Raw genomic sequence first — 15,000 nt, 5'->3', positions numbered from 1 at the left:
GCGCCCGTCAGCCGATGGCGGTGCCGAAGAGGTGGCCGAGCCCGAAGGTGAGGGCCGCCGCGATGCCGCCGAGCGCCAGCTGGCGCGTACCGCTGAACCACCACGAGCGGGCCGTCACCTTCGCGACCACCGCGCCGCACCCGAACAGGCCGATCAGGGCGAGCAGCACCGCGGGCCACAGCGCGCTCGCGCCGAGCAGGTACGGCAGCAGCGGCAGCAGCGCGCCGAGGGCGAAGGAGGCGAACGAGGACACCGCGGCCACGGTGGGCGAGGGCAGGTCGGAGGGGTCGATGCCGAGCTCCTCGCGGGCGTGGATCTCCAGCGCCTGCTCGGGGTCCTGCGACAGCTGCCGCGCGACCTCGCGGGCGAGGTCCGGCTCGACGCCGCGCGACATGTACAGCTCGGCGAGCTCGCGCTCCTCGTCGGCGGGGTGCTTGCGCAACTCCCGCCGCTCGACGTCGAGTTCGGCCTCGACGAGTTCGCGCTGCGAGGCCACCGAGGTGTATTCGCCCGCCGCCATCGAGAAGGCGCCGGCCGCGAGACCCGCGAGACCGGTGATGCCGATGGTCTGGTGCGAGACCGCGCCGCCGGCGACGCCCGTCATCAGGGCCAGGTTGGAGACGAGGCCGTCCATCGCGCCGAACACGGCCGGGCGCAGCCAGCCACCGTTGACATCGCGGTGGGTGTGGTTGTCGCGGTGCGCCTCGTGCAGCGTGGCGTCGGTATCGATGATGGACACAGCTATCCCCTTGTACTCAGCAGCGGGCACCAGCTCGTCCCGCGCCCCCTCAATGCTGTCGAAACTACGCTCGATGTAAGGGCCGCGCCAGCAAGCAAGGCCTTACTCAGTAAGGCTGCGCTCAGTAAGGAAGGCCTGGCTGGGGGCGTTTCGAGAGCCGTTTTCGGGCGTTCTGCGCCGAACGCGCCGGGAGACCCACGGTCACCGAACCGGCCGCCCCCGGGAGACAATCCCGGCATGACCCGGATCACCGTGCTCGGCAGCACCAACATGGACCTCGTCGCCTACGTCACGACCGCGCCCCGCAGCGGCGAGACCGTCACCGGCCACGAGTTCCGCACCGTTCCCGGCGGCAAGGGCGCCAATCAGGCGGTCGCCGCCGCCCGCGCCGGGGCGGAGGTCGCGATGATCGGCGCGGTCGGCACGGACGAGTTCGGCGACCGGCTGCGCAGCACCCTGGAGCACGCGGGCATCGACATCGACCTGCTGCGCACCACCGAGGGCCCCTCGGGCACCGCGCACATCGTGGTGGACGGCGACGGCGGCAACGCGATCGTCGTCATCCCCGGCGCCAACGGCTCCGTCACCTCGCTCAGCCACGCCGACCGTGCGCTGATCGCCGAGGCGCAGTCGCTCCTGCTCCAGCTGGAGCTGCCGATGAGCGCCGTCCTCGAAGGCGCCGAAGCGGCCCGGCGCAACGGCGTCCGTACCATCCTGACCCCGGCCCCCGCCCAGCCCCTGCCGGCCGAACTCCTCGCCGTCACCGACCTGTTGGTGCCCAACGAGCACGAGGCGGCGACGCTGACCGGCATCTCGGGCGATCCGGAGCGGGCCGCCGCGGCGCTGCTCGCGCAGGTGCCCGAAGTGGTGATCACGCTGGGCGCGCGGGGCTGTCTGTACGCGTCCCGTTCCCAGCCGGAGCCGGTGGCGGTGCTGGCCCCGCCGGTCACCGCGGTGGACACGACCGGCGCGGGCGACACCTTCGTGGGCGCCCTCGCGGTGGCCCTGGCCGAGGGCCGCCCGATGACCGAGGCGCTGACCTGGGCGTCCACCGCGGCCGCGCTGTCGGTCCAGCGTCCGGGCGCGGCGACGTCGATGCCGTACCGCACGGAGATCGACGGGTAGCCCTGCGGGGGCGGGAGCCCCGGGCCCGGCCGGGGCGGAGCTCCGCGGGCCGGCCGGGGTGGCGGTGGCTAGGCCTTCTTCGGTTCCGGTCGCGAGGCCGAGGCCGTCGACTCGGCCCGGGGCTCGTCCGCCGGCCCGGTGGACTCGGCCGCGGACTCGCCCTTGTCCGGGGACTCGTCCTGGGACACGTCCTCGGACTTGTCCAGGGACACCGGCTCGTCGTCGTCCTGCGCGCCGGGCTCGACGATCTCCTCGCGGCCGGGGCGCAGCTTCGTCGAGATCACGATGTAGGCGACCGCGAGCAGGAAGACCCCGCCGGCCGTCCAGTCGTTGAGGCGCAGACCCAGGATGTGGTGGGCCTCGTCGACCCGCATGTACTCGATCCAGAACCGGCCCACGCAGTACGTGGCGACGTACAGCGCGAACGCCCGGCCGTGGCCCAGCTTGAAGCGGCGGTCCGCCCAGATGATCAGGAAGCCGGCGCCGAGGCACCACAGCGACTCGTACAGGAACGTCGGGTGGTAGGTGCCGGCGATCCGGTTCGGGCCCTCGCTGATCTTCAGCGCCCAGGGCACGTCGGTCGGGCGGCCGTACAGCTCCTGGTTGAACCAGTTGCCCCAGCGCCCGATGGCCTGCGCGAAGGCGAGGCCGGGGGCGAGGGCGTCGGCCCAGGCCGGCAGCGGGATGCCCCGGCGGCGGCAGCCGATCCAGGCGCCGACCGCGCCGAGCGCGACCGCGCCCCAGATGCCGAGGCCGCCCTCCCAGATCTTGAAGGCGTTGACCCAGTCCTCACCGTCGCTGAAGTACAGCTGGTAGTCGGTGATGACGTGGTAGAGCCGGCCGCCCACGAGACCGAAGGGCACCGCCCACACGGCGATGTCGGCGACGGTGCCGGAGCGGCCGCCGCGGGCGATCCACCTCTTGTTGCCGTACCAGACGGCGACGAAGACACCGATGATGATGCAGAAGGCGTAGCCGCGCAGCGGGATCGGCCCGAGGTGGAGCACCCCGGTCGACGGGCTGGGGATGAAGGCAAGTTCCATGGCAGGGTCGACGCTACCGTGCCGGGCGGGCGCTGCGGCAACCCGCCCGGCAACTTATGAGTAACGAGAGGCCCCGGGGCTCAGGAGGCGGGCGCCGTGGCCTTGCCCGCGGGCTTGCCCTTGTTGGCCTGGGCGACCCACTTCTTCAGGTTGGCCGGGGTGATCTGCTCGTTGCCCTTCGTCGGGAACACGGACACGCCGTTGAGCTGCACCGTGGGCGTGCCGTTGAAGTTGCCCGCCTGGAACGCCTCGTTGGACTTCACGACCCAGCTGTTGTGCGTGCCGTTCTCCACGCAGGAGCGGAAGGCGGGGGTGGAGAGGCCGGGGACCTTCTTGGCGAGGTCGAGGAGCTTGTTGTTGTCGGCGTACGCGTCGTCCGTCTCGTCGGGCTGGTTGGTGTAGAGGACGTCGTGGTACGCGGTGAACTTCCCGGCGTCCTGCGCGCAGCCCGCCGCGTTGGCCGCGTGGAGCGAGCCGCCGCCGCGGGTCTTGTCGTCGATGAGGGTGGCCAGGTGGTACTCGACGCGGATCTGGCCGCTCTTCTCCAACTCGTGGACGGTGGTCCTGAAGCCGTTCTCGAACGCGGCGCAGGCCGGGCAGCGGAAGTCCTCCCACACCGTGAGGGTGGAGGGCGCGTCGGTTGCGCCGACCGGGATGGCGAGCTTGTCCTTGCCGTCGGCCCCGGTGGGGGCCACCACCGGGCCGCTGGTGCTGCTGCCCTTGGCGCTGTCGCCGCCGCCCGCGTTGGCGGCGATCACGCCGACCACCGCGGCCAGGGCGAGCACGCCCACCACGGCGCCCGCCACGATCAGCTGCCGGCGGCGGCGCTCGCCCGCCTTCTGCTGCTCGCGTTCCTTGATGAGCCGGTCGCGCGCGGCCCTTTTCGCTTCGGGGTTCTTGTCACTCACACCCGCAGCAACGAACCGGGGAGGCACGCTCGTGCCTCCCCGGTCCCACTTCCACCCGTACGGGTGAGCTGTGCGATGAGCGCGCTAGTGCGCCCGGCGAACGCCTTCGGCGAGCTCGGCCGCCAGTTCCCGTACGGCGACGAGACCCGCGGCGTGGTCGGGGGCGTCCAGCATGCGCTTGACGAAGGCGGAGCCCACGATGACGCCGTCGGCGAAGGCCGCGACCTCCTTGGCCTGGGCCGCGTTGGAGACGCCGAGGCCCACGCAGACCGGCAGGTCGGTGGTGGCGCGGGTGCGGCCCACCAGGTCCTCGGCCGATGCGCCGACCGATGCGCGGGTGCCGGTGACACCCATCAGGGACGCCGCGTACACGAAGCCGGAGCCGGCCGCCGTGATCGTGGCCAGGCGGGCGTCCTTGCTGCTGGGGGCGACCACGAAGACCGTGCCGAGGCCGTGCTTCTCGGCGTGCTCGCGCCACACGCCGGACTCCTCGACCGGCAGGTCGGGCAGGATGCAGCCCGCGCCGCCGGCGTCGGCGAGTTCGGCGGTGAAGCGCTCCACGCCGTAGCGGTCGACGGGGTTCCAGTACGTCATGACGAGGACCGGCTTGCCGGTGGCCGCGTGGGCCTCGCGGACCGTGCGCAGCACGTCGGCGATCTTCACGCCGCCCTTGAGGGCGATGTCGTCGGCGGTCTGGATGACCGGGCCGTCCAGGACCGGGTCGCTGTGCGGCAGGCCCACCTCGACGACGTCGGCGCCGCCCTCGAAGACCGCCTTGACCGCGTCGATGGCGCCGTCGACGGTCGGGAAGCCGGCCGGCAGGTAGGCGATGAGGGCCGCCCGGTCCTCGGCCTTCGCCTTGGCCAGGGTGGCGTCCAGCAGGGTCACGTTGCCGCTCACTTGGCGTCTCCCTCGATCTCGGCGAGGCCCGCGGCGTCGGCGGCCACCTCGGCGTCGGTCCCGTACAGGCCGAAGTAGCGCGCGGCCGTGTCCATGTCCTTGTCGCCCCGGCCGGACAGGTTGATCAAGATCAGACCGTCCTTGCCGAGTTCCTTGCCCACGTCGAGGGCGCCCGCGAGGGCGTGTGCCGACTCGATCGCCGGGATGATGCCCTCGGTGCGCGACAGGAGGCGCAGGGCCTGCATCGCCGCGTCGTCGGTGACCGCGCGGTACTCGCCGCGGCCGATGTCCTTGAGGTAGGAGTGCTCGGGGCCGATGCCCGGGTAGTCGAGGCCCGCCGAGATCGAGTAGGGCTCGGTGATCTGGCCCTCCTCGTCCTGGAGGACGTAACTGCGCGAGCCGTGCAGGATGCCGGGCTCCCCCACGGTGAGGGTCGCCGCGTGCTCGCCGGTCTCCACGCCGTGGCCGGCGGGCTCGCAGCCGATGAGGCGTACGGAGGCGTCCGGGATGAAGGCGTGGAAGAGGCCGATGGCGTTGGAGCCGCCGCCGACGCAGGCGACCGCCGCGTCGGGCAGCCGGCCGGCGCGCTCCAGGATCTGGCGGCGGGCCTCGACGCCGATCACGCGGTGGAAGTCGCGCACCATCGCCGGGAAGGGGTGCGGTCCGGCGACCGTGCCGAAGAGGTAGTGGGTGCGGTCGACGTTGGCGACCCAGTCGCGGAACGCCTCGTTGATGGCGTCCTTGAGGGTGCGGCTGCCGGAGGCGACCGGGATGACCTCGGCGCCGAGCATCCGCATCCGGGCCACGTTCAGGGCCTGGCGCTGGGTGTCGATCTCGCCCATGTAGATGGTGCATTCGAGGCCGAAGAGGGCGCAGGCGGTGGCGGTGGCGACGCCGTGCTGGCCGGCCCCGGTCTCGGCGATGACCCGGGTCTTGCCCATGCGCTTGGTGAGCAGCGCCTGGCCGAGCACATTGTTGATCTTGTGCGAGCCGGTGTGGTTGAGGTCCTCGCGCTTGAGGAAGACCCGCGCGCCGCCCGCGTGTTCGGCGAACCGGGGCACCTCGGTGAGGGCGCTCGGCCGGCCGGTGTAGTTGACCATCAGCTCGTTGAGCTCCGCCGCGAAGGCGGGGTCGTGCTTGGCCTTGTCGTACTCGACGGCCACCTCGTCGACCGCGGCGACCAGCGCCTCGGGGATGAATTTGCCGCCGTACGCGCCGAAGTAGCCCTTGGCGCTGGGGACTTGACCCTCGGGGTCGGGTACGAAGAACTCATGCTCGTGGGACATGCGGATACCTCGCGGGGGCGTTGCAGCCCCGGTCCTGGGTTGGCTGGTTGGCGGGTGCGCCCAGGCGCCGCGGGTGAGGAGGTGAGGGCGCGACCGTGCGTCCGGTGCGGGCGGGTCGGGCCCGCGCGACGGAGTCGCACACTGTCACAGCCTCGCGCCCTAGAGGGCGCTCACACGGGCGGCGCTCGGGCCGCCGCGCCATCGCATGCCGTTGACCTGGCCGGGCTCCGACCCGATCACGTACCGCACGCGCCGCCCGTGCACCCGGCGCGCCGGAGCGCGGCAGCCGCGCGGGCGGCAGCCGGGAGCGAGACGGGCGGAGATGGGCACGGGTCAGCTCCGGCCGTGGCGCAGGGCGGGGTGGGCGCCCGCGGCGACGAGGTCGGCGACGGCCGCGCGCGGGTCCTTGCCGGTGACCAGGGACTCGCCGACGAGCACCGCGTCGGCGCCGGCGTTGGCGTACGCGATGAGGTCGTGCGGGCCGCGGACGCCGGACTCGGCGATCTTCACGATGTGGTTCGGGATCTCCGGGGCGACGCGCTCGAACGTGGTGCGGTCGACCTTGAGGTCCTTCAGGTTGCGCGCGTTGACACCGATGATCCTGGCGCCGGCGTCGACGGCACGCTCGACCTCGTCCTCGTCGTGCACCTCGACCAGCGGGGTGAGCCCGATCGATTCGGCGCGCTCGATCAGCGACACCAGGGCCGGCTGGTCGAGGGCGGCCACGATGAGCAGCGCGAGGTCGGCGCCGTGCGCCCTGGCCTCCCACAGCTGGTAGGCCGTGACGATGAAGTCCTTGCGCAGGATCGGGATGTCGACCTTGGCGCGCACGGCCTCCAGGTCGGCGAGCGAGCCGCCGAAGCGGCGCTCCTCGGTGAGGACGGAGATGACGGACGCGCCGCCCGCCTCGTAGTCGGCGGCGAGCGCCGCCGGGTCCGCGATGGCCGCGAGCGCGCCCTTGGAGGGGCTGGAGCGCTTGACCTCGCAGATGACCGTCACGCCGTCGCCGCGCAGGGCCGCCACCCCGTCACGGGCCGGGGGCGCCTTGTCGGCGCGCTCCTTCAGCTCGTCGAGGCTGACACGCGCCTGCCGCTCTGCGAGGTCGGCGCGGACGCCTTCGATGATCTCGTCGAGCACACTCACGCGAGCGGCCCCCTTCCGGGACGGTGATGTCGGTCAGGACGAGGGTGACCGTACGGAACGGTCACGGTCAGCCATGTCGATGGTATCCGTACCGGGGCCAAGGGATCACATCCGGTTGACTCCCGTCCCAGCACGTGGGACACCACCTGCGGTTTCTTTCCGAAGGTCATGGCGCGAGCGCCGAGCCGAACGGCAGATTCCGGACCACGGAGAAGATCAGCACGACGGATCCGATGATCCACCACTGCCGGTCGCTCAGCGAGATCCGCAGCGGGAGGCCGCGTGCCGTGCGCACCGCCCACACCGCCCAGCCCACGGCGAAGAGCAGGTAGCCGGCGACGGCGAGGGCGTTGGCACCGAGGGCGGCGGCGAGGTGCCCGGTGATGAAGTCGTGCGCGCTGCGCAGGCCGCCGCACCCCGGGCAGTAGACGCCGGTGAGGGCGAACAGCGGGCAGACCGGGTAGTGGCCGGGGTGGTTCGGGTCGACGAGGCCCACGTACGCGAAGGCAGAGCCCACCGCGGCGAGCGTGCCGAGCGGCACGAGGAGCCTGCGGACGGGCGATCCGAGGCCGCGGGCCGGTGATCCGAACCCAGGGGCCGGTGATCCGAGGCCATGGGCCGGTGATCCGAGGCCATGGGCCGGTGAGCCCGTCGCGCCGGGCGGGTGCGCCGGGGCGGGGCCGGGGTTCGACTGGGCTGCGTCCACGCGCCGATTCTCCCCGTTCACGTCGGAAGGCGCAGCCCGGTCGGGGCTGCGCCTCGCAGAGGTGGTGTGCGCTCAGCCGGCCTGGGCTTCGAGGCGGGCGCGGACCTTCGCGGCGGCGTCCTCGCGCATGCGCTGGATCTCCGGGGTGTCCTTCGGGGTGCCGAGGCCCGCCATCTTCATGATCCCGCCGACGACGGCGGCGATGCCGAGGAGTGCGATGCCGGCCCAGAAGCCCACCGGGTTGGCGGCCACTATGAAGACGCAGGTCACGCAGAATCCGATGAAGGCAATGATGACACCGGTCCATGCTGCCGGGGTGTGGCCGTGGCCGCTCTTCGCCATGGGGGTTGCTCCTCGTAGGTGTTTCCGTGATGTGGTCGGCGCTGCCGCTGTCGTCGGACCCGACGCTCGGTGCCATTGTCCCGCACCCCCGGGGGTGGGTGAGTGCGGGGGTCAGCTCTCGCGCGTGGGGTCCTCGCCGCGGTCGAGCGCCTTCCAGATTTCCTCGGGCCGCTCGGGGTCGACAGGGGTGCGCGCCTTGCGCGGCCGGGGGGCGCCGTCGCGCTCGTAGCGGCCTCCCATCGCGGGCCAGGCCTTGCCGAAGCGGAGGGCGAGCAGACCGGCGAGCAGCAGCAGGACGCCGCCCGCGACGGCGACGTAGGGCCAGCCGGTGTGGGTGAGCGCGCCGACGGTGGCGGCGGCGTCGCCGCTGGCCTTGGCGGCCTTCTCGTCGAGGGCGGCGCTGTCACTCGTGCCGAGCCAGGCGGTCACCGCGGCGCCCGCCCCGCTGAGCACGAGCAGCACGGAGACCAGGACGCGGCCGGCGCCGCGCACCGCGAAGACCGCGACCAGGGCGGCGAGGCCCACGATCGCGAGCGCGGAGGGCACGCCGGTGACGTCGCCGCCGGAGGCCTTGAGGGGCAGTGCGCCGCCGCCGACGGAGGCGTTGCCGTGCACCCAGGTCTGGCCGGAGGCCATGAGGACGACGGCGGCGCCGACGGCGCCGGCGAGCAGTGCGGCGGCCAGGCTGCGGCGACCGCCGCCGCGGGCGGACGGCGCGGCTGCTTCGGCACGGGGCTGGGGTACGGATGCGGCACTCACGTACTCCACTATCGCCTGCGCGCGGCACGGCGTGTCACCCGGGGGCCCGGGGCCCGGTCGCGACGCGCGGTGCGCGGGGCCCCGGGGGCGCTCCGCGCGGAACCAAGAACGGGCAAGCGGCCGACCATCGAACGGTTATCGCAATCTCCCGAACCGGCCCGGAACTGCCCCCGAACGGCCCTCGAAGGCAAAGCGGCGATAGAGATTCCGGCGCGCTTCTTGTTGGCATGGCCCAGTCAGCCTAGGTTCACCGCCTGCCGTACCGCGCACCACGCGGAACGGCCGGCACAGCGCACCCCCACGTACTCCTGGTACACCCACCTCACGGAGGAGTTAAGTTGCGCAGAACCCTCTCCCCCACCGCCCTGGCCGCCACGCTGGCCGCGGCGGCGCTCGCCCTGGCAACTCCCCTCGCCCAGGCGGCCACCAGCCCCTCCACCGCGGCGCACGTCACCACCGTCCGCTCCTGTGCGGCTCCGACGCACAAGGACGTCATGGCCTGCAAGGCGCTGAAGGTGACCGGCGGCACGCTCGCGCCGGCGGGCGCCGGGCGTTCGACGGCCGCCGCGGCGGCGCCCTCCGGCCTCGGGCCCTCCCAGCTCCAGTCCGCGTACAAGTTGCCGTCCTCGACGGCCGGTTCGGGCCGGACAGTGGCGATCGTCGACGCCTACGACGACCCCAGCGCCGCCGCCGACCTCGCCAAGTACCGCTCCCAGTACGGACTTCCGGCGTGCACCACCGCCAACGGCTGCTTCAAGAAGGTCGGCCAGACCGGCACGTCGACGCTTCCGAGCGCGGACGCGGGCTGGGCCGAGGAGATATCCCTCGACCTCGACATGGTCAGCGCGGCCTGCCCCAACTGCAAGATCCTGCTCGTCGAGGCCAAGTCCGCCTCGATGGCCAACCTGGGGACGGCCGTCAACACGGCGGTCTCGCTCGGCGCGAAGTACGTCTCGAACAGCTACGGCGGCGGCGAGTCGTCGTCCGACACGTCCTACGACAGCCAGTACTTCAACCACCCGGGCGTCGCCATCACCGTGAGCTCGGGTGACGAGGGCTACGGCGCCGAGTACCCGGCCTCCTCCCGCTATGTCACCGCGGTCGGCGGCACCTCGCTCAAGTCGGCCTCCAACAGCCGTGGTTGGAGCGAGAGCGTGTGGAGCGGCGCAGGCTCCGGCTGCTCCGCCTACGACGCGAAGCCGAGCTGGCAGAAGGACACCGGCTGCGCGAAGCGGACCGTGGCCGACGTCTCGGCGGTCGCCGACCCGGCCACGGGCGTCGCGGTGTACGACACCTACGGCGGCGACCCGGGCTGGGAGGTGTTCGGCGGCACCAGCGCGTCCTCGCCGCTGATCGCCGCGGTGTACGCGCTCGCGGGCACCCCGTCGTCGGGCTCCACGCCGGCCTCGTTCCCGTACGCCCACACCGGCTCGCTCAACGACGTGACGAGCGGCTCCAACGGCAGCTGCTCCCCGGCCTACCTGTGCAAGGGAGGCAGCGGCTACGACGGCCCGTCGGGGCTCGGCACCCCGAACGGGACCGCCGCGTTCACCGGCTGAGCCGGTTGGCCGTGTTGACCGCGCGCAGGACGGCGGCCGCCTTGTTGCGGCACTCGTCGTCCTCCGCGACCGGGTCGGAGTCGGCGACCACGCCGGCTCCGGCCTGCACGTAGGCGGTGCCGTCCCGCAGCAGCGCGGTGCGGATCGCGATCGCGGTGTCGGAGTCACCGGCGAAGTCGAGGTAGCCGACACAGCCGCCGTAGAGCCCGCGGCGGCTGGGCTCCAGCTCCTCGATGATCTGCATCGCGCGGGGCTTGGGGGCACCGGAGAGCGTGCCGGCCGGGAAGCAGGCCGTCAGGACGTCGAACGCGGTGCGTCCCTCGGCGACCCGGCCGGTCACGGTCGACACGATGTGCATCACATGGGAGTACCGCTCGATCGACATGAAGTCCACGACCTCCACCGAGCCGGGCTCGCAGACCCGGCCCAGGTCGTTGCGGCCCAGGTCGACGAGCATGAGGTGCTCGGCGCGCTCCTTGGGATCGGCCAGGAGTTCGTCGGCGAGCGCCTGGTCGCGCTGCGGGGTGGCGCCGCGCGGCCGGGTCCCGGCGATCGGGTGGACCATCGCCCGGCCGTCCTCGACCTTGACGAGCGCCTCGGGGCTGGAACCGACGACGTCGAAGCCCTCGAAGCGGAACAGGTACATGTACGGCGACGGATTGGTCGCCCGCAGCACCCGGTAGACGTCCAGCGCACTGGCCGCGCACGGGGTTTCGAAGCGCTGCGAGGGCACCACCTGGAAGGCCTCGCCGGCCCGGATGCGCTCCTTGATGTCCTCGACGGCACCCTGGTACTCGGTTCCGCCCCACAGCGCGGTGTACTCGGGCAGCTCGGAGGCGGGCAGCGCGACCGGCGCGTACTCGGCGGGTTTCGCCAGGTCGGCCTCCATCGCGTCGAGCCGGGCCACCGCGTCCGCGTACGCCTCGTCCACCCCGGTGTCGAGGTGGTTGTGGTTGATCGCGTTGGCGATGAGCAGGACCGAGCCGTCCCAGTGGTCGAGCACCGCGAGGTCGGAGGTGAGCAGCATGGTCAGCTCGGGCAGCCGCAGGTCGTCGCCGCCGTGCTCGGCGATCTTCTCCAGGCGGCGCACGATGTCGTAGCCGAGGTAGCCGACCATGCCGCCGGTGAAGGGCGGCATCCCGGCGACCAGGTCGCGCGGGGTGTGCAGCGCCTCGACGGTGGCCTTCAGGGCGGCCAGCGGATCACCCGAAGTGGGGACCCCGACGGGCGGCGTTCCGATCCAGCGGGCCTCGTCGTCGCGCACGGTGAGGGTGGCGGCGGAGCGTACGCCGACGAAGGAGTACCGCGACCAGGAGCGCCCGTTCTCCGCCGACTCCAGCAGGAACGTGCCCGGCCGCTCGGCGGCGAGCTTGCGGTAGAGGCCCACCGGGGTGTCGCCGTCGGCGAGGAGGCGGCGGTGGACCGGGATGACGCGGCGGTCGACGGCGAGCTTGCGGAAGGTGTCGAGGTCCATGACTGCTTGCTACTTCCCGAGGTCGAGTACGTCGGCGTCGAAACAGGTGCGGTCCCCGGTGTGGCAGGCGGCGCCCACCTGGTCGACCTTGACCAGGACGGTGTCCGCGTCACAGTCCAGGGCGACCGACTTCACGTGCTGGACGTGACCGGAGGTGTCGCCCTTGACCCAGTACTCCTGACGGCTGCGCGACCAGTACGTGCAGCGGCCGGTGGTCAGGGTGCGGTGCAGGGCCTCGTCGTCCATCCAGCCGAGCATGAGCACCTCACCGGTGTCGTACTGCTGGGCGATGGCCGGGACCAGACCATCCGCGCCGCGCTTGAGGCGGGCGGCGATGGCGGGGTCGAGATTGCTGGTCATGCCTCCATTCTGCCGTGGCCCGCGGGGCGGCCGGGCGGTGCGTCCACTGTCCGGACGACCCCGGCCGCCGTACGCTGGCGGACATGTCGACCCATGCCAAGCGTGAACGGCTTCTGCTCGCCGACCTGTTGGAGGCGGCGGGCCCCGAGGCTCCGACCCTGTGCGAGGGCTGGACGGCCCGCGAACTCGCGGCCCATGTCGTGGTGCGCGAACGGCGCCTCGACGCGGCCGGCGGGATCCTGATCGGCGCGCTCAAGAACCGCCTCGACCGGGTGCAGGCCGAGTTCGCGGAGAAGCCGTTCGAGGAACTGATCCAGCTCATCCGCACCGGCCCGCCGAAGTTCTCGCCCTACAGCCTCAAGCAGATCGACGAGGGCGCCAACGCGGTGGAGTTCTACGTCCACGCGGAGGACGTGCGCCGGGCCCAGCCCGACTGGACGCCCCGCGTGCTCGACCCGGTGTTCTCCGACGCCCTGTGGGCCAGGCTGGAGAAGGCGGCCCGCGTGATGGGCCGCAAGGCCCCGGTGGGGATCGTGCTGCGCCGCCCGGACGGGCAGACGGCGGTGGCCCACAAGGGCACCCCGGTGGTGACGGTCACCGGCGAGCCCGGCGAGCTGATGCTCTTCGCGTACGGGCGCCAGGACGCGGCGCGGGTCGAGATCGAGGGCGAGAAGGAGGCGGCGACGCGGGCCCTGGAGGCGAAGCTCGGGATCTGAGGGCCCGGCCCCTCAGCGCGGGAGTTCGGCGCGGCGCAGGTGGCGTGAGGCGAGCCCGGCCACCGCGCCCGCCGCGCAGACGCCCGCGCTCGCCAGGAAGACCGGCCCGGTGCCCCAGGCGCCGATCGCGGCGCCCGCCAGCGGATAGCCGAGCGGCGCGATCCCCATGGTGAACAGGGAGGCCACCGCGGTGACCCGGCCCAGATAGGCCGGCTCCGTGGCGGTCTGCATCAGCGCGCCGCACAGGGCGCCGCTCAGCCCGGCCAGCAGGCCGATGCACACCCCGGCTACGGCGGCGAGAGGGACCGAGGGGGCGTACGCGAGGCCCGCGATGGCCGTGGTGCCGCCGAGCAGGGAGACCGGCAGGACGAGCCCGGCGCGCGGAATGCGGCCGCGCACGGAGAGCAGCAGGGACGCGGCACCCGCGCCCGCGCCGAACGCCGCCACGATCCAGCCCATGCCGGAGGCTCCCCAGGCGCGCTCCTTGGCGAGCAGCGCGAGCCCGATGTTGAGCGGGGCCGCGAAGCCCAGCTCGCCGACGGCGATGACCAGCATCAGCGGGGCGAGCAGCCGGTGTCCGCGGATGTAGCGCAGGCCGTCGGTGAGTTCGCGCAGCGGGTGTTCCCCGGTCCGCTGCCCGTCGCCGTCGAGCCGGGCCATGCGGACGCGTACGAGCAGGGCGGTGGAGACCGCGAACAGGGTGCCCGCCACGGCGAAGGTGGTGGCGGTGCCGCCGAGCGCCACGGCGAGCCCGCCGACCGGAGCCCCGGCGATGCTCGCGACCCGTGAGGCGAGGCCCTTGAGGCCCTGCACCCGGGCGAGTTCGCCGGGTGCCGTGATCCTGGGCGGCAGTGCGCCGAGCGCGGGCAGGAGCACCGCGTCGACGGCGCCGAAGACCAGGGCGAGCGCGATCAGGAGCCACAGGTGCGGGCCGGTGACGAGCAGCGCCCCGGCCATGCCCAGGATGATCACGCTGCGCAGGGCGTCGCTGCCGATGACGACCCGGCGCGGCCCGAACCGGTCGGCGACCACTCCCCCGCCGAGCATGAGCAGCGCCCTGGGCACGGCGCCGACGGCAAGCACGAGCCCGGCCTGCCCGGCGCTGCCCGAGCGGGCGGCGGCCCAGGCCAGCGCCATGTAGTACACGCTGTCGCCGACGACCGACGAGGTGTACGCGGCGAGCCAGCGCAGCACGTTGCCGTCGCGGTGGGCGGGGCGGGCGGGGGCCGGCGGTATGAGGGTGGCGACGGACATGGCGGGCCTCTCGGAGCCTCAGAAGCGGAAGGGGAAGCCGTACAGGTGGACCGACACGTTTTCGCGGCCCTCGGTGTCGCCGTCGGCCGTCGCGGTGTCGCCGCGCTCCTTGAACTTCTTGAGCACCGTGTCCAACTCGCCCTCCAGCTCGGTCAGTTCGGACGCGGTGAGCCGCAGGGGGTGCTCGCTGCTGAACGAGGCGCCGGTCCACTCGGCGCTCCAGGCGGACATCTCGTCGAGGTACGCGCGGTAGAGGTCCATGCGCTGTTCCACGAGGAGGCGGGTGACGGAGGTGTGCGCCGCCACCTTCTCGGGGGCGTCCCTGAAGTCCTCGTGCCGGTAGCTGATCCCCTCCGACGCGAGCCGCCACCACCGTTCCCGCCCGTCCGTGCCGGGCGACTCGGCCTGCTCGATCAGGCCGTGGTCGGCGAGCTTGCGCAGGTGGTAGCTGACGAGCGAGACCGCCTCGTCGACCTGCTCGGCGAGCTGGGAGGCGGTGGCGGTGCGGGCGATGTAGAGCCCGCGGTAGAGCCGCATGCGCAGCGGGTGGCCGAACGCCTTGAGCGTGTCGACGTCGGTGATCCTGCGGGTGCCCTTGTCCGTCATGCCCCCCAGGCTAGATAGGAAAGAAAACTTGCGCAATATAAATTGCGCAATAAATGCTGCACATAGGCCCACGAAGAAGG

The 15,000-nt window shown here is 72.8% G+C and carries 17 protein-coding genes; 3 read left to right on the top strand and 14 right to left on the bottom strand.

The annotated features are described in order from the left end of the window. Positions 1 to 7: 7 nt before the first annotated feature. The gene (locus tag OOJ98_RS06960) at positions 8 to 739 is read right to left on the bottom strand and encodes a VIT1/CCC1 transporter family protein (RefSeq protein ID WP_267053737.1); all 732 of its coding nucleotides are present in this window, start codon (positions 737 to 739) and stop codon (positions 8 to 10) included. A gap of 237 nt (positions 740 to 976) precedes the next feature. Here OOJ98_RS06960 and rbsK point away from each other — a divergent pair, with 237 nt between their 5' ends. Further along, the gene (rbsK, locus tag OOJ98_RS06955) at positions 977 to 1,864 is read left to right on the top strand and encodes a ribokinase (protein WP_267053736.1); all 888 of its coding nucleotides are present in this window, start codon (positions 977 to 979) and stop codon (positions 1,862 to 1,864) included. Positions 1,865 to 1,932: 68 nt separating this feature from the next. Here rbsK and lgt read toward each other — a convergent pair whose 3' ends face one another. From lgt to OOJ98_RS06915, 9 genes are all read right to left on the bottom strand, one after another. Next, on the bottom strand, positions 1,933 to 2,907 hold the full coding sequence (gene lgt, locus OOJ98_RS06950) for a prolipoprotein diacylglyceryl transferase (protein WP_267053735.1): 975 nt from the start codon (positions 2,905 to 2,907) through the stop codon (positions 1,933 to 1,935). Positions 2,908 to 2,987: 80 nt separating this feature from the next. Next, positions 2,988 to 3,815, bottom strand: coding sequence for a thioredoxin domain-containing protein (locus tag OOJ98_RS06945; RefSeq protein ID WP_267053734.1), 828 nt, complete (start codon positions 3,813 to 3,815; stop codon positions 2,988 to 2,990). Positions 3,816 to 3,899: 84 nt separating this feature from the next. After that, on the bottom strand, positions 3,900 to 4,715 hold the full coding sequence (gene trpA, locus OOJ98_RS06940) for a tryptophan synthase subunit alpha (protein ID WP_267053733.1): 816 nt from the start codon (positions 4,713 to 4,715) through the stop codon (positions 3,900 to 3,902). Continuing rightward, the gene (gene trpB, locus OOJ98_RS06935) at positions 4,712 to 6,001 is read right to left on the bottom strand and encodes a tryptophan synthase subunit beta (protein WP_267053732.1); all 1,290 of its coding nucleotides are present in this window, start codon (positions 5,999 to 6,001) and stop codon (positions 4,712 to 4,714) included. Before trpB ends, trpA begins: the two co-directional genes overlap by 4 nt. Before the next feature lie 159 nt (positions 6,002 to 6,160). Continuing rightward, positions 6,161 to 6,331: a tryptophan biosynthesis modulator TrpM gene (gene trpM, locus OOJ98_RS34915; protein WP_368081949.1), complete on the bottom strand. Its 171-nt coding sequence runs from the start codon at positions 6,329 to 6,331 to the stop codon at positions 6,161 to 6,163. A 3-nt stretch (positions 6,332 to 6,334) separates the two neighbouring features. Beyond that, the gene (gene trpC, locus OOJ98_RS06930; protein ID WP_267053731.1) at positions 6,335 to 7,144 is read right to left on the bottom strand and encodes an indole-3-glycerol phosphate synthase TrpC; all 810 of its coding nucleotides are present in this window, start codon (positions 7,142 to 7,144) and stop codon (positions 6,335 to 6,337) included. A 166-nt stretch (positions 7,145 to 7,310) separates the two neighbouring features. Continuing rightward, the gene (locus OOJ98_RS06925; protein WP_267053730.1) at positions 7,311 to 7,850 is read right to left on the bottom strand and encodes a DUF2752 domain-containing protein; all 540 of its coding nucleotides are present in this window, start codon (positions 7,848 to 7,850) and stop codon (positions 7,311 to 7,313) included. Between the two features lie 72 nt (positions 7,851 to 7,922). Next, positions 7,923 to 8,192 (bottom strand): HGxxPAAW family protein, encoded by a 270-nt coding sequence (locus OOJ98_RS06920; protein ID WP_267053729.1) that lies wholly within the window; start codon positions 8,190 to 8,192, stop codon positions 7,923 to 7,925. Between the two features lie 111 nt (positions 8,193 to 8,303). After that, the gene (locus tag OOJ98_RS06915) at positions 8,304 to 8,960 is read right to left on the bottom strand and encodes a TIGR02234 family membrane protein (protein WP_267053728.1); all 657 of its coding nucleotides are present in this window, start codon (positions 8,958 to 8,960) and stop codon (positions 8,304 to 8,306) included. A gap of 329 nt (positions 8,961 to 9,289) precedes the next feature. On the opposite strand from OOJ98_RS06915, the gene OOJ98_RS06910 reads away from it, so the two are divergent. Next, a complete protein-coding gene (locus OOJ98_RS06910; RefSeq protein ID WP_267053727.1) occupies positions 9,290 to 10,510 on the top strand; it encodes a S53 family peptidase in 1,221 nt (406 codons plus the stop codon). On the opposite strand, the gene OOJ98_RS06905 is transcribed toward OOJ98_RS06910, so the two are convergent. Both OOJ98_RS06905 and hisI read right to left on the bottom strand, forming a co-directional pair. Further along, a complete protein-coding gene (locus OOJ98_RS06905; protein WP_267053726.1) occupies positions 10,500 to 11,984 on the bottom strand; it encodes an anthranilate synthase component I in 1,485 nt (494 codons plus the stop codon). The genes OOJ98_RS06910 and OOJ98_RS06905 overlap by 11 nt on opposite strands. 9 nt (positions 11,985 to 11,993) lie before the next feature. Next, entirely contained in the window at positions 11,994 to 12,344 is a 351-nt protein-coding gene (gene hisI, locus OOJ98_RS06900) for a phosphoribosyl-AMP cyclohydrolase (protein ID WP_100574534.1), read from the bottom strand. A gap of 83 nt (positions 12,345 to 12,427) precedes the next feature. Here hisI and OOJ98_RS06895 point away from each other — a divergent pair, with 83 nt between their 5' ends. Next, entirely contained in the window at positions 12,428 to 13,060 is a 633-nt protein-coding gene (locus tag OOJ98_RS06895; protein WP_267053725.1) for a TIGR03085 family metal-binding protein, read from the top strand. Between the two features lie 12 nt (positions 13,061 to 13,072). Here the strand turns inward: OOJ98_RS06895 and OOJ98_RS06890 are convergent, their stop codons facing one another. Together OOJ98_RS06890 and OOJ98_RS06885 are read right to left on the bottom strand one after the other, a co-directional pair. Next, entirely contained in the window at positions 13,073 to 14,314 is a 1,242-nt protein-coding gene (locus OOJ98_RS06890; RefSeq protein ID WP_267053724.1) for an MFS transporter, read from the bottom strand. 18 nt (positions 14,315 to 14,332) lie between these two features. Beyond that, positions 14,333 to 14,920, bottom strand: a complete 588-nt coding sequence (locus OOJ98_RS06885; protein WP_267053723.1) for a transcriptional regulator — start codon at positions 14,918 to 14,920, stop codon at positions 14,333 to 14,335. Positions 14,921 to 15,000 lie beyond the last annotated feature (80 nt).

It is taken from the genome of Streptomyces sp. NBC_00083 (assembly GCF_026343295.1).
Classification (GTDB): Bacteria; Actinomycetota; Actinomycetes; order Streptomycetales; family Streptomycetaceae; genus Streptomyces.
Note: the sequence above shows the minus strand (reverse complement) of the source record. Positions and strands in the feature narration are given on the sequence as shown.

What these genes read in the sequence shown, in the direction of transcription:
- hisI (WP_100574534.1), bottom strand. Translation starts at nt 12,344, where the DNA reads ATGACCAGCAATCTCGACCCCGCCATCGCCGCCCGCCTCAAGCGCGGC.
- OOJ98_RS06895 (WP_267053725.1), top strand. Translation starts at nt 12,428, where the DNA reads ATGTCGACCCATGCCAAGCGTGAACGGCTTCTGCTCGCCGACCTGTTG.
- OOJ98_RS06890 (WP_267053724.1), bottom strand. Translation starts at nt 14,314, where the DNA reads ATGTCCGTCGCCACCCTCATACCGCCGGCCCCCGCCCGCCCCGCCCAC.
- lgt (WP_267053735.1), bottom strand. Translation starts at nt 2,907, where the DNA reads ATGGAACTTGCCTTCATCCCCAGCCCGTCGACCGGGGTGCTCCACCTC.
- OOJ98_RS06920 (WP_267053729.1), bottom strand. Translation starts at nt 8,192, where the DNA reads ATGGCGAAGAGCGGCCACGGCCACACCCCGGCAGCATGGACCGGTGTC.
- OOJ98_RS06905 (WP_267053726.1), bottom strand. Translation starts at nt 11,984, where the DNA reads ATGGACCTCGACACCTTCCGCAAGCTCGCCGTCGACCGCCGCGTCATC.
- rbsK (WP_267053736.1), top strand. Translation starts at nt 977, where the DNA reads ATGACCCGGATCACCGTGCTCGGCAGCACCAACATGGACCTCGTCGCC.
- trpB (WP_267053732.1), bottom strand. Translation starts at nt 6,001, where the DNA reads ATGTCCCACGAGCATGAGTTCTTCGTACCCGACCCCGAGGGTCAAGTC.
- OOJ98_RS06885 (WP_267053723.1), bottom strand. Translation starts at nt 14,920, where the DNA reads ATGACGGACAAGGGCACCCGCAGGATCACCGACGTCGACACGCTCAAG.